At 73.0% G+C, this 21,191-nt stretch carries 18 protein-coding genes and 2 tRNA genes; 5 read left to right on the forward strand and 15 right to left on the reverse strand.

Features of this window, described 5'->3' with window-relative positions; genetic code table 11:
• Positions 1-127 precede the first annotated feature (127 nt).
• Genes KGD84_RS25245 through KGD84_RS25270 form a run of 6 tightly spaced genes read right to left on the reverse strand, consistent with a single transcriptional unit; the run spans position 128 to position 6,205 of the window.
• Positions 128-1,939, reverse strand: coding sequence for an ABC transporter substrate-binding protein (locus KGD84_RS25245; RefSeq protein ID WP_220562853.1), 1,812 nt, complete (start codon positions 1,937-1,939; stop codon positions 128-130).
• On the reverse strand, positions 1,936-2,124 hold the full coding sequence (locus KGD84_RS25250; RefSeq protein ID WP_220562854.1) for a hypothetical protein: 189 nt from the start codon (positions 2,122-2,124) through the stop codon (positions 1,936-1,938). The genes KGD84_RS25245 and KGD84_RS25250 overlap by 4 nt, the downstream gene beginning before the upstream one ends.
• Positions 2,125-2,128: 4 nt before the next feature.
• Complete coding sequence (locus KGD84_RS25255) at positions 2,129-3,166, reverse strand: ABC transporter ATP-binding protein (RefSeq protein WP_370634589.1); 1,038 nt, start codon at positions 3,164-3,166, stop codon at positions 2,129-2,131.
• Positions 3,159-4,223 carry an ABC transporter ATP-binding protein gene (locus KGD84_RS25260; protein ID WP_220562855.1) on the reverse strand — a complete coding sequence of 355 codons (1,065 nt, stop codon included), beginning with the start codon at positions 4,221-4,223 and terminating at the stop codon, positions 3,159-3,161. Before KGD84_RS25260 ends, KGD84_RS25255 begins: the two co-directional genes overlap by 8 nt.
• A 5-nt stretch (positions 4,224-4,228) precedes the next feature.
• Entirely contained in the window at positions 4,229-5,110 is an 882-nt protein-coding gene (locus KGD84_RS25265; protein ID WP_220562856.1) for an ABC transporter permease, read from the reverse strand.
• Between the two features lie 6 nt (positions 5,111-5,116).
• Entirely contained in the window at positions 5,117-6,205 is a 1,089-nt protein-coding gene (locus KGD84_RS25270) for an ABC transporter permease (RefSeq protein ID WP_220562857.1), read from the reverse strand.
• A gap of 405 nt (positions 6,206-6,610) precedes the next feature.
• On the opposite strand from KGD84_RS25270, the gene KGD84_RS25275 reads away from it, so the two are divergent.
• Complete coding sequence (locus KGD84_RS25275; protein ID WP_255646796.1) at positions 6,611-8,248, forward strand: alpha/beta hydrolase; 1,638 nt, start codon at positions 6,611-6,613, stop codon at positions 8,246-8,248.
• 64 nt (positions 8,249-8,312) lie between these two features.
• On the opposite strand, the gene KGD84_RS25280 is transcribed toward KGD84_RS25275, so the two are convergent.
• The 5 genes from KGD84_RS25280 to KGD84_RS25300 all read right to left on the reverse strand — a co-directional run bounded on the left by KGD84_RS25280 (position 8,313) and on the right by KGD84_RS25300 (position 10,480).
• Positions 8,313-8,903 carry a septum formation family protein gene (locus KGD84_RS25280; RefSeq protein WP_220562858.1) on the reverse strand — a complete coding sequence of 197 codons (591 nt, stop codon included), beginning with the start codon at positions 8,901-8,903 and terminating at the stop codon, positions 8,313-8,315.
• A 140-nt stretch (positions 8,904-9,043) separates the two neighbouring features.
• The gene (locus KGD84_RS25285) at positions 9,044-9,592 is read right to left on the reverse strand and encodes a septum formation family protein (protein WP_220562859.1); all 549 of its coding nucleotides are present in this window, start codon (positions 9,590-9,592) and stop codon (positions 9,044-9,046) included.
• Between the two features lie 275 nt (positions 9,593-9,867).
• Positions 9,868-9,940: transfer RNA gene (locus KGD84_RS25290), tRNA-Lys, on the reverse strand.
• Between the two features lie 170 nt (positions 9,941-10,110).
• Positions 10,111-10,183: transfer RNA gene (locus KGD84_RS25295), tRNA-Lys, on the reverse strand.
• A 111-nt stretch (positions 10,184-10,294) separates the two neighbouring features.
• Positions 10,295-10,480, reverse strand: a complete 186-nt coding sequence (locus KGD84_RS25300; RefSeq protein ID WP_220562860.1) for a hypothetical protein — start codon at positions 10,478-10,480, stop codon at positions 10,295-10,297.
• Positions 10,481-10,894: 414 nt separating this feature from the next.
• Between KGD84_RS25300 and KGD84_RS25305 the strand changes: the two genes are divergently transcribed.
• The gene (locus KGD84_RS25305) at positions 10,895-11,869 is read left to right on the forward strand and encodes a MurR/RpiR family transcriptional regulator (protein ID WP_220562861.1); all 975 of its coding nucleotides are present in this window, start codon (positions 10,895-10,897) and stop codon (positions 11,867-11,869) included.
• 106 nt (positions 11,870-11,975) lie between these two features.
• Complete coding sequence (locus tag KGD84_RS25310; RefSeq protein ID WP_255646797.1) at positions 11,976-12,959, forward strand: N-acetylmuramic acid 6-phosphate etherase; 984 nt, start codon at positions 11,976-11,978, stop codon at positions 12,957-12,959.
• 178 nt (positions 12,960-13,137) lie between these two features.
• Here the strand turns inward: KGD84_RS25310 and KGD84_RS25315 are convergent, their stop codons facing one another.
• Positions 13,138-13,866, reverse strand: a complete 729-nt coding sequence (locus KGD84_RS25315) for a SanA/YdcF family protein (RefSeq protein WP_255646799.1) — start codon at positions 13,864-13,866, stop codon at positions 13,138-13,140.
• 87 nt (positions 13,867-13,953) lie between these two features.
• On the opposite strand from KGD84_RS25315, the gene KGD84_RS25320 reads away from it, so the two are divergent.
• Positions 13,954-15,519, forward strand: a complete 1,566-nt coding sequence (locus KGD84_RS25320) for a DUF885 family protein (protein WP_255646800.1) — start codon at positions 13,954-13,956, stop codon at positions 15,517-15,519.
• A gap of 228 nt (positions 15,520-15,747) precedes the next feature.
• On the opposite strand, the gene KGD84_RS25325 is transcribed toward KGD84_RS25320, so the two are convergent.
• The 3 genes from KGD84_RS25325 to KGD84_RS25335 form a co-directional block, all read right to left on the reverse strand.
• Positions 15,748-17,175 (reverse strand): hypothetical protein, encoded by a 1,428-nt coding sequence (locus KGD84_RS25325; protein WP_220562864.1) that lies wholly within the window; start codon positions 17,173-17,175, stop codon positions 15,748-15,750.
• A 19-nt stretch (positions 17,176-17,194) separates the two neighbouring features.
• A complete protein-coding gene (locus tag KGD84_RS25330; protein ID WP_220562865.1) occupies positions 17,195-17,794 on the reverse strand; it encodes a SanA/YdcF family protein in 600 nt (199 codons plus the stop codon).
• Between the two features lie 98 nt (positions 17,795-17,892).
• The gene (locus KGD84_RS25335) at positions 17,893-18,522 is read right to left on the reverse strand and encodes a DUF1707 SHOCT-like domain-containing protein (protein WP_255646804.1); all 630 of its coding nucleotides are present in this window, start codon (positions 18,520-18,522) and stop codon (positions 17,893-17,895) included.
• Between the two features lie 815 nt (positions 18,523-19,337).
• On the opposite strand from KGD84_RS25335, the gene KGD84_RS25340 reads away from it, so the two are divergent.
• Positions 19,338-21,167 (forward strand): UvrD-helicase domain-containing protein, encoded by a 1,830-nt coding sequence (locus KGD84_RS25340; protein ID WP_220562866.1) that lies wholly within the window; start codon positions 19,338-19,340, stop codon positions 21,165-21,167.
• Positions 21,168-21,191 lie beyond the last annotated feature (24 nt).

A 21,191-nucleotide genomic window follows, 5' to 3' on the forward strand; every position in this document is an offset into this window, starting at 1 on the left:
GCAAGATCGCTTACGGAGAGCCGGTAGCCGACATAAAAGCGTCCTGACCTCGGGACCGAAAACGGGGCGGGCCCGTGCAGGGCCCGCCCCGGGTGCCCCGGAGGTCACTCCCACCTCCGGCGGGCGGCTACTCGACCGGCTTCAGGTCGCCCTGGATGAGCGACAGGATGACGTGGTTGTCCATGTAGATCTGGTTCTGCGACGCCGGGTGGTCGTCGTCGAACTTCGCCACACGGACCCCCTCCAGGGCGGGGGCCAGGTACTTGTAGGTCCAGACGGGGATGCGCGGCAGCAGCTCGTTGAAGACGATCGCCATCGTCCTCACCGCCTCGATCTGCTCCTCCTCGGTGGGCGCGGTCTTGGCGACCTCCACCAGGGCCTCCAGGTCCACCTCGCCCTGGCTGGGGCTGTCCACCTTGAGGTCGAAGTCCTGGCCCGGGGTGTCCCCGGTGCGCGCGTTCTCCACCAGGAAGTTCATCTGGAAGGCGCCCCAGTAGGACGGGATCTCCGGGTTGCCCCAGTGGCGCACGGCCACCTCGAAGTCGCCGGCGGCCCAGATGCCCCAGGGGTTGTCGGCGGGGACGTTGGACGCCGTGGTCTGGATGCCGAAGTCGTTCCACGCCTCCTCGACCTGGGTGGCGGTGAGCTCGAAGTCGCCCCAGCCGACCACGCCGACGACCTCGAAGGAGGCCGGCTCGCCGTCCGGCAGGTGCCAGATCCCGTCCTGCTTGGTCCAGCCCGCCTCCTCCAGCAGCTCGGTGGCCTTGTCGTGGTCCAGGTCGTAGGTCGCGAACCCGGCCAGCTCCTCCTGGCTGAAGACCTGCTCGGCCTGCATGTCCACCAGGCCGGCGTAGTAGTTGACGCGGGTGTAGGCCTCGCCGCGCGCGACCTGGCCGATCTGGTCGCTGTCCAACAGGTGTGCCAGCGCCTTGCGGACGCGCACGTCCTTCAGCTCCGGCTTCTTCTGGTAGTTGAACATCAGGCCGCAGCCGTCGTAGCCGGGGTGCTCGATCCAGCGCAGGCCCTCCACGCTCTGGAACGCCTGCTGGTCCGCGGCGGAGGTCGCCAGGGTGGAGTAGTCCACCTCGCCCTGCTGGATGAGCAGGGAGGCCTGCCGGTTGTCCCCCTTGTGGATGACGACCTCGTCGAAGGCGACCTCGGTGCCCTGGTACCCGTCCTCGTTGCGCACCAGGGTGATGCGCGCGTCGGCGGTCTGGGCCGGGTCGAACTTGTACGGGCCGCTGCAGATGACGTCGGTGGGGTTGAACGCGATGAACTCGGCGTTGAACTCGTTGTGCTCGTCGTCGCCCTGGCGGACCCCGTCGGCGACCATCGCGATGGCGCGCTCGCCGAAGTCGCCGTAGGTGGACTTGGAGAAGAGGCGGTGGTCGATGACCTGGAGCTCGATGCCGGGGAACGGGTTGTCGAAGCGGGCCCGGACGCTGAGGTCGTCCAGCTTCTCCAGCTCGGTGATCTGCGGGAAGCCGATGGACCAGGCCGGGGCCTCCAGGACGCGGATGGCGAAGTTCTGGTGCAGGTCGTCGGCGTTCAGGTCGGTGCCGTCGCTCCACTTCAGGCCGGGGCGCAGGCTGACGATGAGGTCGTCGCCCTCCCAGACCGCGTTCTCCATGAGCAGGTAGTCCCACTCGTGGGTCTTCCAGTTGTAGAACCCGCCCGCGGGCAGGAACAGGTCGGCGTAGACCGAGTTCATGAGCAGCGCGCCGTCCTCAACGGCGACGTTGCGGGTCTGTGCGTCGATGTCGTAGTCGTAGACGCCGGTGAACTGGCCCGCGACGGCGTTGGACGCGTTGTCGCCGCCGGCGCAGGCCGCCAGGACGTTGGCTCCGGCGACGCCGACCGCGCCGAAGCCGACGGCCTTGAGGAGTCTCCTGCGGCTGAGGTCCTGCAGGAGGGTGTTGCGGTCGGGGGTGAGGGTCATTCCTGGCGCTTCCTTTCGATGAGGACGGCGAGCAGTCCGAGGGAGAGCACGGTCAGGCCGATCACGACGGTGACGACGCTGATCACGAACTCGGCTGTGCCGGGGGGATTCAGCAGGGCCGTGAGGCCGGCGGCCAGGGCGAGGAAGGCTCCGACGAGAAGGCCGAAACGGCCGATGAGGAGCATCCGCTCACCCCTGGCCGGCCACGTGGCAGGCGAGAAGTCGGTCATGGCCGCGCACCAGTGGCGGCCGGAGGGTGTCGCACTCCCCCGGGGCGTAGAGGGGGCAGCGCGGGTGGAAGTCGCAGCCGGGGGGCAGGGCCGTCAGGTCGGGGATGTCCGCGCTGCGCAGCCGGATCCGCTCCTTGGTCCGGGCCAGGTCGGGGTCGGGTTCGCAGACCGCCGAGATCAGCGCCCGGGTGTAGGGGTGCCGCGGGTCGTTGACCACCCGGGGCGTGGGGCCGTGTTCGACGACCTTGCCCAGGTACATGACGGCGATCTCGCCCTCCCAGGCGAAGTACTTGGCCACCGCCAGGTCGTGGGTGATGAACAGGAAGCCGACGCCCAGGTCGTCGCGCAGCCGGCCCAGGGTGTTGAGCAGGCTGACCCGGATGGAGACGTCGAGCATGGAGGTGGACTCGTCGGCGATGATCACCTCGGGGTTCATCGCCAGGGCCCGGGCGATGGCGACGCGCTGGCGCTGGCCGCCGGACATCTGGTGCGGGTACTTGTCGATGAAGTCCGCGGCCGGGGTGAGGTCGACCCGTTCCAGGAGTTCGGCGGTGACCCTGCGGGCCTCCCTGTGGTCGGCGACCATGCGGTGGCGGCGCAGCCCGGCGGAGACCGTGGAGTAGACGGTGCGCACCGGGTTGAGGGAGGCGTAGGGGTCCTGGTGGATGTACTGGACCGCGCGCCGGAACCCCGAGCGCTCCTTCTTGTCCATGGCGGTGATGTCGCGGCCGCGGAACAGCACCGACCCGGCGGTGGGGTCGGCCAGCCCGGCGGCCATCCGGGCGGTGGTGGTCTTGCCGCAGCCGGACTCCCCCACCAGGCACAGGGCCTTGCCCGGGCGGACCTCCAGGTCGACCCCCGCGACGGCGGGCACGTCGCCGCGCGCGCTGGGGAAGACCTGGTGCACGCCGCGCAGGCTCAGCACCGGGGCGGGGTCGGGGCCGGGGGCGGCCGCCCCGGCGGCCGGGGCGGGCGCGGGCACGGAACGGTCAATCACGGGTGACCCCCTCGGCGGCGAGTTCGCGGGTACGCAGGCAGGCGGCGGCGTGGCTGAGGCCGTCGCCGCGGGTGTGCAGGACCTCCAGCTCCGGGCGGGTCTCGCGGCACCGCTCGGCGGCGTGCCTGCAGCGGGGGGCGAAGGAGCAGCCCGGAGGCAGGGAGGAGAGGCCGGGCGGGCCGCCGGGCAGGGACTCGGGGACGACCAGGTCGCCGCTGACCGGGGGCACGGAGTTGATCAGAGCCGAGGTGTAGGGGTGGCGCGGCCGGTAGAAGATGTCGCGAGTGGTGCCGGTCTCGATGAGGCGGCCCGCGTACATCGTCCCGACGCGGTCGGCGAGTTCGGCGGCCAGTCCCAGGTCGTGGGTGATGAAGACCATCGAGAAGCGCAGCTCCTCGCGCAGCTCGGACAGGCGCTCGACGATGGCCCGCTGGGTGAGCAGGTCCAGGGCCGTGGTGGGCTCGTCCAGGATGAGCAGCTGCGGTTTCAGCGCCAGGGCCAGGGCGATGAGGGCGCGCTGGCGCATGCCGCCGGACAGCTCGTGCGGGAAGGCGTCCAGGACCCGGGCCGGGTCCAGCCGGACCATCTCCAGCAGGGCGGCCGACTCCTCCCGGATCGCGGAGCGGCGGCGGGCGCGGCCGGTCTCGTGTGCGCGGAAGGTGTCGACGAAGTGGTCCTCGATCTTGAGCACCGGGTTGAAGGCGTTCATCGCGCCCTGGAAGACCATGGCGGCCTCGCTCCAGCGGAACCGGCGCAGGTCCTCCCTGGCCAGGGAGCGGACGTCGACGGTGCGCCCGTCCTTGCGGCGGAAGAGGATCTCCCCGGCCGAGACGACGCCGGTGCGCGGCAGCAGGCGCAGCAGCCCCAGGCCCAGGGTGGTCTTGCCGCAGCCGGACTCCCCCACCAGGGCCATGGACTGGCCGGGGTAGAGGTCGAAGGAGACGCCGTGGACGGCGGTCACCTGTGTACGCCGACCGGTGCGGTAGCCGACGTCGACGCCGCGGACGGAGAGCAGCGGCCCCTCGGCCGGGGCCGGCGCTGCGTGGGAAGCGGTCACGTGGCTCACCTGTCCCGGAGTCGTGGGTTGAGGGCCTGCTCCAGGGACCGGGTCATGGTGACCAGGCCGATCTGGAAGAGCATGATCATCACCATCGGGGCGACCAGGAACGGCGCGGCCGAGGGGACCAGGAAGGCGTTGTTGTCCCAGGCCTGCTGGATCATCAGCCCCCAGTTGGCGGCGGTGCTGGGCAGCAGTCCCAGCAGGTACATGCCGACGACGGCGTAGATCGCGTTGGTGATCGCGATGATGAAGTTGACGAAGATGTAGCCGGCCATGTTGGGCAGCACCTCGGCGAAGAGGATGCGCGCGGTGCCCAGGTCCTGGAGCCGGGCCGCCTCGACGAACTCGCGTTCGCGCAGGGTGAGCACCTGGGCGCGGATGGAGCGCATGAGGTAGGGCCAGGTGACCAGGCCGATGATGAAGGCGACGACCATCGGCGAGGCGGTGCGGTAGAAGGACGCCACGACCAGCATCAGGACGATGAACGGGATGGTCATCGTGATGTCGGTGAGCTGGAGCAGGAAGTGGTCGATCCGGCCGCGCACGTAGCCGGCGATCCCGCCCAGGACGACGGCGATGGCGACGGTGATCAGCGCGGCGACGATGCCCACCCAGATGGGTTCGCGGCCGCCCAGGACCAGCTGGACGAAGGTGTCCTTGCCCTCGTGGTTGGTGCCGAGCCAGTGCTCGGCGGTGATCGGGCCCCAGATCTTGGTGACGTCGGTCGGGTTGTCGGTGTCGACGAAGAAGGGGCCGACGAAGGCGAACAGGAGGACGCCGACGACGATGCACAGCCCGACGAATCCGCTGGTGCTGCGGGTGACGCCGTGCCAGATGGCGCCCCAGACCCCGGCTCCGCCGGGGGCGGCGGTACTGACTGCCATGGTCTCCTACTTCCGGATGCGCGGGTCGAGCCTGCTGTAGAGCAGGTCGGCGATGAGGTTGGCGGCCACCACGCAGGTGGTGAGGACGACCAGGAGGCCCTGGAGGAGCGGGTAGTCGCGGTAGTTGACCGCGTCCAGCAGCAGGCCGCCGACCCCCTTGTAGACCAGGACCTGCTCGACGAAGATCGCGCCGCCGACGAGGGTTCCGAAGGAGATGGCGATCTGCGCGACCAGCGGCAGGATGGCGTTGCGCCCGACGTAGGACGTCGCGATGCGGCGGTCGCGCAGGCCCCGGGCCCGGGCGACGGTCACGTAGTCCTCGCTGAGGACCTCGGTGGTGGAGGCCTTCATGACGAGCATCCAGGTGCCGATGATGGCCAGCACGTAGGTGAAGATCGGCAGTCCGGCGTGGTACAGGGCGTCGCCGACGAACTCCGCGCTGAACCCGGGCTCGACGCCGGGGCTGAGGGTGCCGCGCAGCGCGATGGGGTTGAACCAGCTCAGGTACATGCCGCCGCCGACGACCAGCAGCATCGCGATGAGGTAGTTGGGGATGGCGCCCAGCACGGAGGCGACGACGCTGAGGACGTGGTCCAGCAGGCGGTTGCGGCGGTAGGCCATCACCATGCCCAGCGCCAGGCCCAGGGTGATGGAGACGAGGGTGCCCACGCCGATGCTGAACAGGGTCCAGGGCAGGTAGGCGCCGATCGACTCGGCGACGGTGAACCCGGGCCGGTTGATGGTCATGCCCATGTCGAAGGTGGCCAGGCCGACGATGAAGTCCCACCACTGCGACCACAGGGGCGCGTCGGGGTCGTAGGCCAGGGAGTTGGCGGCGATGATCCGCGCCTCCTCCAGGCTCATCCCGCCCTGGGTGAGGCGGCCGGCCATGACGTCGATGGGGTCTCCGGGCATGGCGCGGCCGAGGAAGAAGGTCACGTTGGCGACGACGAAGACGACGACGACCGCTTTGCGGACCTTGACCAGGGCGTAGTGGCGCCAGATCCGGAGGGGCAGGGAGAGGGGGGCGCCGCCGGGCGGCGCCGTGGTCCCGGCTTCCGGCGGCGGTGGCGATGCCGCGATTTCGGTGGCCACGAGTCTCCTTCGAGCGGGAGGTGGGGCTGTCGGAGGGGAGCGGGGGCTCGTCGGTAACGGGGGGCGGAAGGACGGGGGAAGGGCCGGGGTGCGCGGAATGCGCCCGGCCTGTTCTATTAGGAAAGTTTCCTAATAGAACGACAAGGTAGCCCGCGGAGTGTGGCGGACACCACCCCCGTGACCAAATGGCGTCCTTTGTGCGATGTGATCGGCATCGCAAAAGTCACGAAACGTACATATAGGGATGAACCCCCGTTCACTTCATGGCCGGATCAGGCCACGCTCCGCGATACATGACTTTCGTCGGTGTTCTACGCGAACCGGAAATACATACGGTTACCGGGCCGATGCACGCTCCCTCGGCGCCGCCCCCGCGGCCCGGGCCGGAACAGCAAGGGAACCCCCGTGCGCAGAGCACACCCATCGATCGCCGTGGGCACCCTGGTGTCCGCTCTGACCCTGTCGCTCGCCGCGGCCGCCCCGGCCGCCGCCGAGCCCGCCGACCCCCTGGCCGTGTTCCACGAGCAGGAGGTCGAGTGGGCCCCCTGCGAGGAACGGCTCCTGGAGGGGCTGGACTGCGCCTGGATCGAGGTGCCCCTCGACTACGCCGACCCCGGCGGCGAGCGGGCGTCCATCGCGATCAGCCGCCACCGCGCCACCGACCCCGGTCAGCGGCGCGGCATCCTGCTGACCAACCCCGGCGGGCCCGGGGGCGCGGGCCGCTACATGCCCATCGAGCCCCGGCCCGACCTCGGGTTCGGCTACGGGCTGGGCACCCAGCGCATCGCCGAGGTGTACGACATCATCGGGATGGACCCGCGCGGCAGCGGAGCCTCCACCCCCTACCTCGACTGCGGCGCGGACCTCCCCCTCCCGCCCTCGCGCCCCGACGACGACGAGTTCTCGGCCGTCACCCGGGCGGCCGTCTCCGTCCAGCGGTCCTGTGAGAGCGCCCACGGCGACCTCATCCCGCTCATGACCACGGCGAACACCGCGCGGGACATGGACGTGATCCGCGCCGCCCTGGGCGAGGAGCGGACCTCCTACTACGGGGTGTCCTACGGCACCTACCTGGGAGCGGTGTACGGGAGCCTGTTCCCCGAGAGGCTGGACCTCAGCGTGCTGGACTCCTCGGTCCTGCCCGACGGCATGTGGCGGGAGCTCTTCCGCACCCAGAACCGGGGCTACAAGGCCAACGTGGACCGGTACACCGCGTGGGTCGCCGAGCGCCACGACGAGTACGGGTTCGGGTCCACCCCCGAGGAGGTGCTGGCCACCGTCGAGGAGACCCGCGCCCGGTTGGAGGAGGAGCCCCGCGACGACGTCCCCGGCATGCCCGAGGGGACGCCCTTCACCGCCGACGACTTCGACTTCTACATCGGCTCGGCGTCGCGGAACCAGATGTACTGGGACCTGATCTCGGTCGAGCTCGGGTTCTTCGTGAACGACGTGCCCTTCCCCGGGTACGAGCTCCCCGAGTACCCCGACCCGGAGGTGGAGCTCTCCAACGACTCCCTGCTCATGGCGGTGAGCTGCGAGGCCGAGTGGCCATCGCGCCTGTCGGGCTACTACCGGGACATGCGCGAGGCGCGCGAGTACAACCCGTACGGCATCGGGGCGATCTGGGACTCGCCGCAGCCCTGCGCGTTCGCCTCGCGGGCGCCGGCCGAGCCGCTGGTGGAGCTGGAGCGCGAGGGCTACGCCCCCGGCCTGGTGATCGCGGCGGAGTTCGACGCCAACACCGTCTACGAGGGCGGGCCGCGGATGGCCGACAGGCTCGGCAACGCCCTGGTCACCGTCACCGACGAGGGCGGGCACGGGTTCTACGGGATGCCCGGCCACGACTGCGTGACCGCGGCCGTGGACGCCTACCTGGTGGACGGCGCGGCTCCGCGGGACGCGACCTGCGCCGGGCTGCCCCGGCCGCAGGACGCGCCGTCGGCCCTGAGGGCGCGGGAGGCGGAGGCGGCCGGCGCGGTCGTCGCCGAGATCATGTCCGAGCGCGGGCACCCGCTCGCGGCCCGGCCGTCCTGGATCGGCTGACCCCCGCACGGGAACGGCCCGCACCGCCGGTGGGCGGTGCGGGCCGTACGCCGGAACGGGTGTCCTACCGGTTGGCGCCCGCCAGGGTGCCGGTGGTGTCGCCCGCGGGGTCGTAGATCAGGCACAGGACCTCGCGGTCGCCCGCGGCCCAGCCGTCCGCCGTCGGGAAGAGCGGCGTGTAGTAGAGGGCCGAGTCGTAGTACCCGGTGCCGACGAAGGGCTCGAACGCCGCCTCGCACAGCTCGTTGGCCGAGTCGGAGACGGAGGTCTCACCGGGGTAGTCGCCGGACTCGTTGATGTTCTCGACGTGGTAGACCTCGTAGACGTGCGGCTCCGCGCAGTCGATCTTGGGCACCGAGGAGATCGAGTCCTCGTCCGAGCCGAACTCGGTCAGGCAGTCGCCGAGGTAGATGTCGAAGACATCGGTGTCCTCGGGGTCCATGGGGGTTTCCACCGGGGTCTCCGCGGGGGTCTCCACCGGAGTCTCCGCAGGGGTCTCGGTCGCTTCGGGGGACGGCGCCACCTCCGCTCCCGGACGCAGCGCCGGAGGCAGCAGCATTTCGGGGCTGCACGCCGTCAGCGACAGTGCCGCGCCGACGACCAGGGGGCCGAGCACGAGGCGCCCATAGGGCGAACGGCGCAATTCCGACAACATGGCGACTCCAACAGGGGTTCTTCGTTACCTGTCGCCGACGGACCCGGCGACACTTATCCAGATGCGCGGAGAACGGCCGTGGTTCCCGGTCCGGACGGAAAAATACCGGTCCGCCCGATAGGGGCGGACCGGTCGGGAACCTAGCGGGCGGCGCCGGCGAGGGTGCCGGTGACCATCTCGCCGCTGGTGACGATGTAGCAGACGATCTCGCGGTCGTCGACGGTGTTCCAGCCGTCCTCGGTCGGGGTCAGGTAGCTGTAGTACAGCTCCGACTCCAGGTAGGGAACGCCGATGAACGTCTCGAAGTTGGTCTCGCAGGCCTCCGTGGCGGAGGACTCGATGGCCGTCTCACCCGGGAACGCGCCCTCGGGCAGCGTCTCGATGTGGTAGACCTCCGCGTCGTGCTCCTCGGCGCAGTCGAGCGTCGGGACCTCGCTGACCTCGTCGCCGGTGAAGGAGGTGTTGAACTCGGCCTCGGTGAAGCAGTCGCCGACGGCCAGGGTGAAGACGTCGTCGCTCTCCGGCAGGAGGGAGGTCTCCTCGGAGCCGCCGGTGGCGCCGTCCGGGGCGGTCTCGGCGGGGGCGCCGCCCAGGAGGTTGTTCACGATGGCGCCGCAGCCGGTGAGGGAGAGGGCGGCGCCGCAGGCCAGAGCGGACAGGGCCAGCGCGCGGAAGGGGGACAGGGACATGGGGATACTCCGGAAGTGGTTCAGGGGAAGGGCCGGCCCGAAACGGCGGCGAGACAACATTTCACCAGGTCGGGGCCGGTGTCAATCCGTTTGTGGGATATGCCCGGAAAGCGGTGGGGGCCGAGGGGTCCGGCCGGCCTGCTTCCTTCGGGCTCGTGGGGGATGCGGTACAGCACAGCACGGGGCCACGACATTTCCCGTGCCCCCGGAGCGGGGTCCGGGACCCCGGGGATGCGGAAGGCCCCCGGTACCTGACCGGGGGCCTTCCCGCAATGTGCGTCATCAGGGACTCGAACCCCGAACCCGCTGATTAAGAGTCAGCTGCTCTGCCAATTGAGCTAATGACGCCCGTCGTCGCGCGGACCTGCGTCCGCACCGCGACCCGGTCGATCCTACCCGACCCCCAGGGGGCCGCCGCACCGCCCGGCCCGTGATACGGACCACTGCGGAACGGTCGGAGGACCGCCACGTGATCGACCCCGGTGGAAGGCCGAGCCTTCTGCCGGGGCCGTTCGCCGTGCGTCATCAGGGACTCGAACCCCGAACCCGCTGATTAAGAGTCAGCTGCTCTGCCAATTGAGCTAATGACGCCGGTCGTTCCCGGGGATCCGGGCCCTGTGGGCCGTGCTCCCCGGCGACGTCGTTAACTCTAGCAGGACTCGCGGAGTGGTCGCGAACCGTTTGTCCGGTCGCCCGCGCGGGTCAGGAGAAGGCCAGGACCAGCGCGACGACGACCGCGACGGCCGCGATCACGCCGACGCCCGCGAGGACGATCGGCAGGACGGGGCGGCGCTCGGGCGCCTCCGGTTCGGGGTTCTCGTCGACGAAACGCTGGAAGTGCTGTGTGGCCCCGGCGGGGTCCTGATTCGGATCGTTGTTCTGTGTCATGGGGTCGACACTAGCGACTCGTGTGACCCATGAGCACCGCTGCAAACGAATTCGGGCGATATCACAAGACCCCGCGTCCGTTCACTTCGGTGAAAGGCGAACGTAAGAGCCCGCCGCCAGACTCGTCACCGGCGGGCCGGAACGACCGGTACTTCCCCGCGGCCGCGATGGCCCTCCCGGGCCCGGCGCGCGAGTGCGCGGTGGACACCGCGCACGGGCCGTGTGCCGGGTCCGCCCGCGCCGCCCCCGGCCGCGCCGGCCGCCTTCCGGCGCCTTCTCCCACTTCAGCCGGGAAACCCGAGGTCCGGGGACTTCGGTACTTGCCGCGGGGCCGACCGCTTGGAATCCTGGATTCTCCCGCTTTTTCCCTTCCGCGCGTTGACTCTGCCCCGAGACCGAAAGAAACTTTCCTCCATGGCGCACATTCCGAAGCCCACGGAAGGCCGGGTGGAACCGGGGATCCCACAGGTCCCCACCACCGTGCTCCGCATCCGTTCGCTGCTGCCCTCGCTGGCACCGGCCGAGCGGCGGGTCGCCCAGCGCATCATCGACGACCCGGAGCGGGCGGCGGCCTCCTCCATCACACAACTGGCGAAGGACTGCGCGACCTCTGAAGCCACGGTCATCCGCTTCTGCCGGACCATCGACTTCAGCGGGTACCGGGAGCTGCGCCTGGCGCTGGCCACCGAGGCCGGCCAGGCGCGCGGGGCCCGCACCACCGGGGCCCCCGAGCCCGACGGGGACATCAACCCCGACGACACCCTGGTGACGGTGGTCCAGAAGATCGCCTACACCGACGCCCGGGCGGTCGAGGAGACCGGCGCGGCCCTGGACGTCGACGTGCTGCGCACCGTCATCGACACGATGTCGTCCGCACGGCGGATCGACGTCTACGGGGTGGGGGCCAGCGCGTTCGTGGGCGCCGACCTCCAGCAGAAGCTGCACCGGATCGGGCTCACGTCGTTCGCCTGGTCGGACGCGCACGTGATGCTCACCAGCGCGGCCCTGCTGGACGAGCGCGACGTGGCCATCGGCATCTCGCACAGCGGCGCCACCATCGACACCGTGCAGGCCCTGACCGAGGCCGGGCGCCGGGGCGCGCGCACCGTGGCCATCACCAACTTCCCGCGCTCCGCCATCGGGTTCGCCGACCACGTGCTGACCACGGCGGCCCGGGAGACCACCTTCCGGTCCGGGGCGACCGCCAGCCGGCTGGCCCAGCTGACCGTGGTGGACTGCCTGTTCGTGGGGCTGGCCCAGAGCCGGTACGCCGACAGCAGGGCGGCCCTGGAGACCACCGCCGAGGCGGTGCGGGGGCTGCGCATCAGCGACGACCGCAAGCGTCGCCGGGGCCGGCCCGACGACAGGGCCGCCGACGACCGGCCGTGAGGCGCGGGCGGGATTCCCCGGGCCCGGAGCACACGTCCGGGGGCGGCGGATGACGGGCGGGGCCGCGGCGGCGGACCGGGGACCGACCGGAAAGGAACGACAGCGGGTGCGGACCGAACAGGAGAGCGCTGTGGAACACTACGGCGGGGAACGGACCCCGGACGGCCCGTCGGACCCCGGGGCGCCCCCGGGCGAGACGGTGATCGTGCGCGCCCCCACCGAGGCCCGCAACCCCCGCACCCTGGACATCGACCGGTTGTCGGTCCTGGACGTCCTGCGGCGGATCAACGCGGAGGACGCCACCGTGCCCGCCGCGGTGGAGGCGGTGCTGCCGGAGCTCGCGCGGGCCGTGGAGCTGGGGGTGGCCGCCCTGGAGAGCGGGGCGGCCATCCACTACTTCGGCGCGGGGACCTCCGGGCGCATCGCCGCCCAGGACGCCGCCGAGCTGCCCCCCACCTACGGGGTGCCCCCCGAGTGGGTGGTGTCCCACCACGCGGGCGGCGGGGCGGCCCTGGTCCGCGCGGTGGAGGGCATCGAGGACGACTGGGGGTCCGGGCGCGCGGACGCCTCGGGGCTGGCCCCCGGCTCGCTGGCGGTCGGGCTGGCGGCCAGCGGCCGCACCCCGTACGTGGGCGGCGCTCTGGAGGCGGCCCGGGAGCGGTCCGCCGCGACCGTGCTCATCAGCGCCAACCCGGACGCCCCGCTGGCGGAGCACGTCGACGTGCACGTGGGCGTGGACACCGGTGCCGAGGTCATCGCCGGATCGACCCGGATGAAGGCGGGCACCGCCCAGAAACTGGCGCTGAACGCGTTCTCCACCGCCGTGATGGTCCGGATGGGGCGCACCTACTCCAACCTCATGGTGGGCGTGGACGCCAGCAACGGGAAGCTGCGCGGCCGGGTGGTGACCATCCTGGCCCAGGCCTCCGGCGCCGGCGAGGAGGACTGCGCGCGGGCGCTCACCGAGGCCGGGGGCGACACCCGCACGGCCCTGGTGTCGCTGCTGGCCGGGGTGCCGGCCGCCGAGGCCCGGGAGGCGCTGGCCGGGGCCCGGGGCCGGGTCCGCGACGCCCTGGCCGGGCTGTCCTAGGCGGGGTTCGGCGGGCGCTCCCGTGCGGCCCGGCGCTCGCGCCGGGCGCCGGGAGCGGCCCTCGGGCGATCTCTCGCAGGACGCCCGGCGGGGCCGGCCCGGGGCCGGCCGGGCATGGGCGGCGCGGCGGCCGCGGCCCGGAACGATCCGCCGGGCGTACCCCGGGTCGCGGCCCCGGCTACCCCTCGTCCTTCCGGGCGGCGGCGAGCGCGTCGTCGACGGCGGTCTCGTAGGGGCCCAGGAAGGTGGGGTCGGGGCGGAACACCACGGTGCCCAGGGCCGCCACCGCCGCGGGGACCTCCCGCGCCCAGCCGTAGCGGGTGGCCCAGACCCGCTCCTGGGCGGCGGCGTCGGCGACGCCGACCGCGTCGATGCCGGCCGCCCGGCATAGGCGCACCGCCCGGGGCAGGTGGAAGTCCTGGGTGACCACGGTCGCCTCGGTCACCCCGAACACCTCGCGGGCGCGCACGCACGACTCCCAGGTGGAGAACCCGGCGTAGTCGGCCGCGATGTGCTCGGCCGGGACCCCGGCGGCCACCAGGTGGTCGCGCATGGTGTCGGTCTCGTTGTAGTGCTCCACGCTGTTGTCGCCGCTCACCAGCAGCACCTCGGCCTTGCCGGCGAAGTACAGGTCGGCGGCCAGCTCCAGCCTCCGGGCCAGCACCCGGGTGGGGAGCCCGTCCTCGCGCACCCCGGCGCCCAGGACCAGCGCCACCGGCCGCTCGGGCACGTCGGCGACGGTGGCGTGGCGGTACCCGGAGGTCCCGGCGACCACCCACACGAAGGGGGCGAACGCCGCCACCAGGGCGAGCGCGAACAGCGGAAGCAGGAGGAGCCGGCGGCGGCGCGGCCGTTTCCCGGCCGTGGCGTCGGAGGACTCGGCGGAGGCTTCTTCGGAGGTCGTCACACCCGGGGAGACGACTGGGAGGGGCCCGGGGTTCCGCCCCCCGCACAGCGGGGTGTGCTTTCGCGGCCCGCGCTCTAAGGTCGGGGCATGCCACACCCCGAGAACCATGAAATCCCGGCCCGGCTGCGGGCCCTGGCCGACCTCATGCCCGGCGCCATGCGCGACGGAGCGGGCATGCACGAGTACGACGGCCGCGTCGCCGACCTCTCCCCCGCCGGCGTCGAGGCCGCCCTGGCGGCGCTGGGCGGCGCGCCGCTGGACGATCCCCACGACGAAGCACACCTGGCCGCGTTCGAGGCCGAGGCCCGGTACGCGCTGGGCGAGGCGCTGCAGTACCGCGCCAACCCCCTGTACCACCTGGGCGAGCTCGACGTCTCCGGCTACGACCGGGACTACGCCCCCGAGGCCGAGCGCCGCAGGGCCCGGGACGCCCACCTGGCGCAGTGGCCGCGCGGCGTGGACAACGCGATCGCCGCCCTGGACCGGATGCCCGCCCCGGTGGCGCGCTCCCTGGTCGGCGCCGTCCGCGGGCTGGCCGAGGGGCTGCCCGAGGACGTGCCCGCCCCGCTGCGCGAGACCGCGCTGGCCGCGCACGCCCGCCTGGTCGCCCATGTGGAGCGGGCCGCCGAGGAGGGGCCCGAGGACGCCTCGCTGGGCGCCGAGGGGCTGGCCCGGCTCATGGGCACCGGGGAGGCCCTGGAGGTCGACCCGGTGGAGCTGGCGGAGCGGGCGCGGGCCGAACGCGACCGGCTGCGGGCGCGGCTGGCCGAGGCGGTCGGCCGGATCGCCCCCGGCGAGGACGTCATGACCGCGGTCCGGAAGCTGACCGCGCAGGGCCCGGACGGCGACGGGGTGCTCGACGCCGCCCGCCGCTGGACGGAGCTGGCGCTGGAGTTCACCGCCGAGCGCGGCCTGGCCCCCTACGGCGACGGCGAGTGCCGGGTGGACCTGTCCCCGCCCGCCCACCGCTGGGCCACCGCGATGATGGCCTGGTCCGGGCCGTGGGAGGCCGACACCCCGTCGTTCTACTACATCACCCCGCCCGACCCCGCCTGGGACGCGGCGGAGACCGCCGAGTGGCTGGAGATGTTCAGCGACACCACGCTGCCGGCGGTGAGCGTGCACGAGGTGGCCCCCGGCCACTTCTCGCACGGGCGGGCGCTGCGGCGCGCCCCCGGCCCGGTGCGGCGGGCGCTGCACTCGATGGCGTTCGCCGAGGGCTGGGCGCACTACGCCGAGGAGATGATGCTGGAGGAGGGCTTCGGGGACTACGCCGCCGAGCGCTGCGGCGTCGGGGGGTGGACCGCCGACCACTACGAGGCGGGCGTGTGGGTGGAGGCCCTCATCCGGGTGACCCGGCTGTCGGTGGCCATCGGCATGCACACCGGGACCATGACGGTGGAGGAGGCGGCGGCGCTGTTCTCCGAGGACACCCCGCTCCAGGGCCCGGCGGCGCTATCGGAGGCGCGGCGGGCCACGTTCGACCCCACCTACGGCCGGTACACGTGGGGCAAGCTGGAGATCCTGCGGCTGCGCGAGCGGGCCCGCGAGCGGTGGGGGTCGGAGTTCTCCCTGGGCCGCTTCCACCGGGCCCTGCTGGACCTGGGCTCCCCGCCGCTGGGGCTGATCGGCACCGCCCTCGAACGGGGCTGAGAGCCCGGGGCGGGACTCCCCATCCCGGGGGCGGTGGCAGCCGCCCCCGGGGCCGGACGCGGCTCCGGTCCGGAGGGGTCCCGCGGCCCCGCGAGGGCCCGTCGGCCGCGGCCCCGAGGGGCGGCGGCGGACGGCGGGGGCCGCCGGACGGCCGGGGCGTCCCCGCTCCGGCCGTGCCGGTTTCGACGGGGGCCGCCGCGACGCGGTTCCCGCGGGGTCCGGCGGAGGTCAGCGGCCGCCGAACAGGCGGCCGAAGAGCCCGCCCTGCTGCTGCGGCGGCTCGGGGGCGGCGGGGGCCTGCGGCTCCACCACCTCGGGCTCCAGCTCCACGCCCACCGAGGTGCGGAACTCCTCGGGGTCCTCCGGCAGCCCCCAGGCGGCCAGGACCTCCCGGAACTCCGCGTCCTCCCAGGCCTGGGCGGGCAGCTCGGCGATCGCCCACATCACCTTGAGGGTCTCCTCGTCGTACTCGGCGTTGAGGTGGTCCTCGAGGGTGAACCCCTGGGTGCGCGGCCCCAGGACCAGCTCCAGCCCCGCGGCGGTGACCAGGGCGCGCGAGTCCTCCTCGCCCTTGATCAGGCCGGGCAGGATGTCCAGGCGCAGGCGGCGGGCGCGGCCCCCCGCCCGTCCCAGGGCCAGGAAGCCCAGCACCTGCGGCGAGCGCTCGCCGCAGTGCGGCCACGACTCGTTGAACAGGCCCTCGTAGCCGCTGGTGGTGCCGCCGCCGCGGCCGATCCGGCGCAGCGCCTCGCGCGGGGTGTTGCCGCCGTGGATCATCACCAGCGCCACCGACGCGGCGAAGGAGTTGTACAGGTTGCCGCCGGCCATCTGGTGGGTGAGGGCGACGGTGAGGTCGATGTCGTCCGGCCCGGCCAGCGCGCCCAGCGCGAACAGTTCCGCGGGCAGCGGCTCGGACCCCCCGGCCAAGGCCTGGTCCATCATGTCGCGCAGGCTGGAGGGCGCCTGGCGGGTGGGGCGCAGGTCCTTGGCGAGCAGGATCTGGGAGGCGCCGGTGATGCCGGCGACGATCCGGTCGGCGTCGGGGGTGAGGAAGGCCAGCAGGTAGGAGACCCACTCCCCGGCCCGGTCCATGCCGCCGCGGTTCGCCGCGCCCTTGAGCAGCTCCAGCAGGTCGGGGACGCGGGCGCGGATCGCCTCGAAGGTGTCCAGCTCGGCCTGGAGCAGGGCGGGGCCGTCGGGCAGCTCCAGGACCTCGAGCCGGTTGCGCATCCTGCGCCGCTGCTGCTCGTCCGGGGCCTCCTCCACCCAGGTCCGGTACTGCTCGACGGCCTTCCCGGTGTCGGTGGAGGTGATCCAGGCCACCTCGTCGCGCCACTGCGCCAGGTCGCGGGGCTCGGGGAAATGGTCCTCGGCGTGCACGGAGACCAGCTCCAGCAGCAGGCTCAGGGGGCGCCACCGGTCGGTGGCGGGGGTCTGCTCGGAGCAGGCCGCGTCGACGAGGAAGTCCACCGCCCGGGGGGCCGCCCGGTGGCCGGGGGCGGGGAACTCGATGATGTCGTGCAGTTCGGACAGGGCCGTGTCGCTGCCGGTGACCTCGGCCAGCAGGGAGGCGATGCGCTCGCCGCCCTCCGGGGCCAGGGCCGTCCAGTCCACGCTCTCGGGACCGGTGTGCGCGTCGTTCGGGGTCGCGTTCATGCCCCCAGTATCGCCGGGTTCAGGGGCCGGTCCGGGCGGGGGCGGGCCGCAGCACGGCGTCGCGCAGGGCCTTGACCGCGGCCCCGGCCTCGCGGGCGTACCCGATGACGGTGGAGCGGCGGCGGGCCCCCATGCTGGGATCGCCCACGCCCACGGCGTCGATACCCGCGGCCCGGGCCAGTGCGACGGTGCGGGGCAGGTGGAACGACTGGGTGACCATGGTCGCGGAGCGGACCCCGAACAGGTCGCGGACCCGCACGCAGGTGTCCCAGGTGCGGTAGCCGTGGGGGTCGGCGTCGATCCGGTCCGCGGGGACCCCGTGGGCGACGAGGTAGGCGGCCATGGTGTCGGTCTCGCGGCGCGACACCTCGCGGTTGTCGCCCGAGACGATGACGCGCTCCACCCTGCCGCCGAGGTACAGGCGCACGGCCAGGTCCAGGCGGCGGGCCAGCAGAGGCGAGGGGCCGTCTGCCCAGGCGGCCGCGCCCAGGACGACCGCCACCGGCCGGTCCGGGACGGTCTCCACCGTCCGGAGGCGGCCGACGGAGGCGGCCGTCAGCCAGATGTAGGGGCTCAACGCGGCCGCGCACACTCCGGCCGCCACGATCCACACCGACACCGTCGGCCCTCCGTCCGTTCCCGCGCCCCCGCGCGGGGCGCACCCCATGATGGCAGCCCGCGGGCCCCCGCGGCCCGCGGCCCGTGGGGCCGGGGCGGTCACACGCCGAAGAGGGAGGACCAGGAGAAGGGGCGGCGGTGGCCGACCTGGAGGGTGCCGCCGTGGCAGGTGCCGGTGATGACGAAGTGCGGAGCGGGCGGGCGGGGGATGGCGTCGGCGTCCACCTTCAGGCTGCCCAGCCAGGAGGTGTCCACGTCGACCTCGGCGGTGGCCTGCTCGGGGAGGATCACCTCGGCGCCTCCCCAGGACACCTCCAGGTGGACCTCGACGCGGTCGTGGGGGATGTCGGCCTCGCGGAAGTCGAGCCGGGTGCCCCCGTACCTGTTGCGGACCTCGATGCGGCGGGGCACCTGCCAGCGGCCCTTGCGGGAGAAGGTGTCGCCGTCGGACCGGATGACCATGACGTCCTGGGGGCGGAGGCGGTCGGCCGAGCGGTCGGCCCCCACGGCGGGGACGGGCTCGGCGGCGGCCGCCCCGGGCGCGCCGGGCAGGTCGGCGGTGATGGGCTCGAAGTCGGCGTAGGTCTTGGCGTTGAAGGCGGCCTCGAGCCGCTCGTCGAGTTCGTCGAGGGTGATGCGCCCCTCGGCCGCGGCGTCCCTGAGCACCTCCGCCACCTGCTGGCGTTCGGCGTCGGAGACCCGCATACGGGCGCTTTCGTCGGAGACCACGACCGCACCGTTCCCTTCGTCGTCCTGGTGACCACCACCGTAGAGCACGGCCGCCTCGCGAAGGGAATGGGAATGCCCCGCCCTGCGTGCTTTGGGGCGGGCGGGGCCGGGGTACCGGTGAGGGTGGTGGCGGGGCGCTCCGGAGCGCCGCGCCGCAGAGTGGGCACCCGCGGCGCACGCCCGCGGGTGGTCAGGACTCTGCCGGGGTAGGACGGACCCCGGCAGAGTCCTGGACCGCACGGATGGCACGCGGCCGTCTCCCCTGTGCGTTACACGATCTCGTGCCCGGACGGCTCTGCACAGAGCGTGTCCGAAACCGGCCACTGCGTGAAATGCCACCAGAAGACACGTCTGTACACATGCGTTACCGGATGACCGTTCTTCCGTTCGATTTTCGGTCCGCCGGTTCTCACCGGCCCATCCCGCACCGGCCTTCCCACGACCCCCGCCCGGATCAGGCATTGTCGCCCTGCGTTGCCGGGTTTCGGACAGCACTTAAACACCTTTGAGGACACTGTGGACCGCCACGGAACCGCAGGTCAGCGGACGCGCCTCCGCGCGCCCCGGAAATGCTCGGGACGGCACTCGAACAGGCGTCCGCAGAACCCCCTCCCACCTGGGACGACACCCCTCCCGAAAAGCCCCGGAAACCTGACGGGAATCGGCCCGCGAGCGGCGTTTGCCGGAATTCCGCAGAGAGCATGTTCACAGGTGAGAGGGTTCGCCGGCCCGGCCCCTCCGCCCCGACACCGCCCGCTCCGAACGCCTCAGACCCCGAGCCATCACCTGGTCGAAGACCGGAGGAGACCCACGACGTGTCCGCCCTTGCGATCGCCCCGACCTTCCTCAGCGACTTCACCCGCCTCACGCCCGACGTCCAGCTCAACACCCTGGCCGTGATGCGCGCCTACCAGGCCGGCGAACGGCCCGCCCTGGAGCCCGTCGCGGACGCCGCCGACCCGCGGGTCCGGATCGTCGGCATCGACCCCGACTGGTCCGGCGTCGTCGTCCCGGCACCCGCCGACGACGAGCCCGACGACGGGACCGGGGACGACCCCGCCGAGCACCCGCGGACCCGCTACCGCCTGCTCACCGTGCTGCCGCGCGAGGAGGCGCTGCGCTTCGCCCGCCGCCTGGTCCCGGCGTCCCCGGAGATCGTCCCGCTCGGCGGCGGCGCCCCGGCCGACCCCCGCCCCAGCGGCCCGCCCGAGCTGGCCGGCGCCCTGCGCGCGCCCTTCCGGCAGTGGCAGGTCACGCTCCACCCCGACCAGCACCGGATCACCGAGGCCCACTACAACGGCGCCGTGCAGATCACCGGCGGCCCCGGCACCGGCAAGACCGTCATCGCCCTGCACCGGGCCGCCCACCTGGCCGAGCGCGACGCCGCCGCCCACCCCGAGGACCACCGCGAGTCGGTCCTGCTGACCACCTACAACCGGGCCCTGGCCCAGTCCCTGTCCGACCGCCTCGACCAGCTGCTGCCCGACCCCGGGGTGCGCGCCCGGGTCCGGGTGGCGACCATCGACAGCCTCGCCCGTTCCGTGGTGCAGGCCCACGGCGTCCCGCCGCGCCTCATCGGCAAGGACGACCTGGCCCGCCGCTGGCGCGCGCTGGCGCTGGCCGACGGGCTGCCCTTCTCCGGCCGCTTCCTGGTCGACGAGTGGGAGCAGGTCATCCTCGCCAAGGGGATGGAGCTGCTGCCCGAGTACATCCGCTGCGAGCGCAGCGGGCGTGTCCAGCACCTGGCGCCCGAGCACCGGCGCCAGGTGTGGGAGACGATCCGGCGCTACGTCGGCGCCATGCGGGTGGAGGGGCTGTGGTCCTACCCGCAGCTGGCCGCGGAGGCCGCCCGTGTCCTGGGCCGCGGGGCGCCGCTGTTCCGGCACGCGGTGGTCGACGAGGCGCAGGACCTGCACCCGGCCCAGTGGCGGATGCTGCGCGCCGCCGTCCCCGAGGGCCCCGACGACCTGTTCATCGTGGGCGACCCGCACCAGCGGGTGTCCGACAACCGGGTCTCCCTGGCCTCGCTCGGCATCAACGTGCGCGGGCGCGGCCACCGGCTCCGGGTGGGCTACCGGGTCACCCAGGAGATCCTCGACTGGAGCATGCCCATCCTGGGCCGCAGGGCGGCGCTGGGCATGGACGACGACGCCGACACCCTGGCCGGCTACCGCTCGCTGCTGCGCGGCCCGGCGCCGGTGGTGCGCGGCTGCGCCGACCGCGCCGAGGAGCTCGCCGCCCTGGGCGACTGGGTGCGGGTGTGGCTGGAGGCGGGGGTCGACCCGACCGAGATCGCGGTGGCCGGGCGCAACCACTGGGTGGTGCGCGGGATCGACAAGGAGCTGACGGCCCGGGGCATCCCGACCGCACCGCTGGAGGAGTCCGGCGGCTCGGGGGCGGTGCGCGTGGGCACGCTGCACCGGCTCAAGGGCCAGGAGTTCCGCTGCGTGGCCCTGGTGGGGGTCGCCGACCACCTGCTGCCGCCCAAGGCCGCGATCGAGGCCGCCGACGGCGACCAGGTCGCCCTGGAGCACGCCTTCCAGCAGGAGCGGACGCTGCTGTTCACCGCCTGCACGCGGGCGCGCGACGCCCTGTACGTCTCGCACGTGGGGCGGCCGAGCCGGCTGATCGCCGAGGGCCGCTGACCCGGGCCCGGAACACGACAGGGG

This window comes from Nocardiopsis changdeensis (genome assembly GCF_018316655.1).
In the GTDB taxonomy this organism is placed as follows: Bacteria; Actinomycetota; Actinomycetes; order Streptosporangiales; family Streptosporangiaceae; genus Nocardiopsis; species Nocardiopsis changdeensis.

What these genes read in the sequence shown, in the direction of transcription:
- KGD84_RS25245 (WP_220562853.1), bottom strand. Translation starts at nt 1,939, where the DNA reads ATGACCCTCACCCCCGACCGCAACACCCTCCTGCAGGACCTCAGCCGC.
- KGD84_RS25250 (WP_220562854.1), bottom strand. Translation starts at nt 2,124, where the DNA reads ATGCTCCTCATCGGCCGTTTCGGCCTTCTCGTCGGAGCCTTCCTCGCC.
- KGD84_RS25265 (WP_220562856.1), bottom strand. Translation starts at nt 5,110, where the DNA reads ATGGCAGTCAGTACCGCCGCCCCCGGCGGAGCCGGGGTCTGGGGCGCC.
- KGD84_RS25280 (WP_220562858.1), bottom strand. Translation starts at nt 8,903, where the DNA reads ATGTTGTCGGAATTGCGCCGTTCGCCCTATGGGCGCCTCGTGCTCGGC.
- KGD84_RS25285 (WP_220562859.1), bottom strand. Translation starts at nt 9,592, where the DNA reads ATGTCCCTGTCCCCCTTCCGCGCGCTGGCCCTGTCCGCTCTGGCCTGC.
- KGD84_RS25300 (WP_220562860.1), bottom strand. Translation starts at nt 10,480, where the DNA reads ATGACACAGAACAACGATCCGAATCAGGACCCCGCCGGGGCCACACAG.
- KGD84_RS25305 (WP_220562861.1), top strand. Translation starts at nt 10,895, where the DNA reads ATGGCGCACATTCCGAAGCCCACGGAAGGCCGGGTGGAACCGGGGATC.
- KGD84_RS25320 (WP_255646800.1), top strand. Translation starts at nt 13,954, where the DNA reads ATGCCACACCCCGAGAACCATGAAATCCCGGCCCGGCTGCGGGCCCTG.
- KGD84_RS25325 (WP_220562864.1), bottom strand. Translation starts at nt 17,175, where the DNA reads ATGAACGCGACCCCGAACGACGCGCACACCGGTCCCGAGAGCGTGGAC.